This window comes from Clostridium sp. C8-1-8 (genome assembly GCF_009928445.1).
Classification (GTDB): Bacteria; Bacillota; Clostridia; order Clostridiales; family Clostridiaceae; genus Clostridium_AR.
The window spans coordinates 1-813 of record NZ_JAABNO010000079.1; the positions used below are offsets into that span (position 1 = coordinate 1).

Below are 813 nucleotides of genomic sequence, written 5' to 3' on the forward strand. Positions count from 1 at the left end.
AGTGACGCAGGAAGATAGAGTGTGCTAGCTATTGGATGCTAGTCTAAGCACTTAGACATGCAAGTAGGCAAATCCGCTTGCTAAGTTAAGGTGTGATGGGGAAGGCCCTTGTGGCTGAAGTACTTGATTCTACGCTGCCAAGAAAAGCTTCTAGGGAGAAATGTAGTGCCCGTACCGCAAACCGACACAGGTAGGTGAGGAGAGAATCCTAAGGCCGGCGGAAGAATTACAGTTAAGGAACTCGGCAAATTGACCCCGTAACTTCGGGAGAAGGGGTGCCTACGAGAGTAGGTCGCAGAGAATAGGCCCAAGCAACTGTTTAGCAAAAACACAGGTCTCTGCTAAAGCGAAAGCTGATGTATAGGGGCTGACGCCTGCCCGGTGCTGGAAGGTTAAGGGGAATCGTTAGCGGTAACGCGAAGCGGTGAACTTAAGCCCCAGTAAACGGCGGCCGTAACTATAACGGTCCTAAGGTAGCGAAATTCCTTGTCAGGTAAGTTCTGACCCGCACGAATGGCGTAATGACTTGGGCACTGTCTCAACTGTAAATCCGGCGAAGTTGTAGTGCAAGTGAAGATGCTTGCTACCCGCGATTGGACGGAAAGACCCCGTAGAGCTTTACTGTAGCTTAGCATTGAGTTTCGGTATTGTCTGTACAGGATAGGTGGGAGACTGGGAAACATCCTCGTTAGGGGATGTGGAGTCGACCTTGGGATACCACCCTGACAGTACTGGGATTCTAACCGGGCACCATGAAGCTGGTGACGGGACATTGTTAGGTGGGCAGTTTGACTGGGGCGGTCGCCTCCAAAA

Annotated in this window: 1 rRNA gene; it reads left to right on the forward strand. The window is 51.3% G+C overall.

The window, feature by feature from the left end:
• Positions 1–813: ribosomal RNA gene (locus GXK57_RS26195) — 23S ribosomal RNA — on the forward strand; the annotation flags it as partial.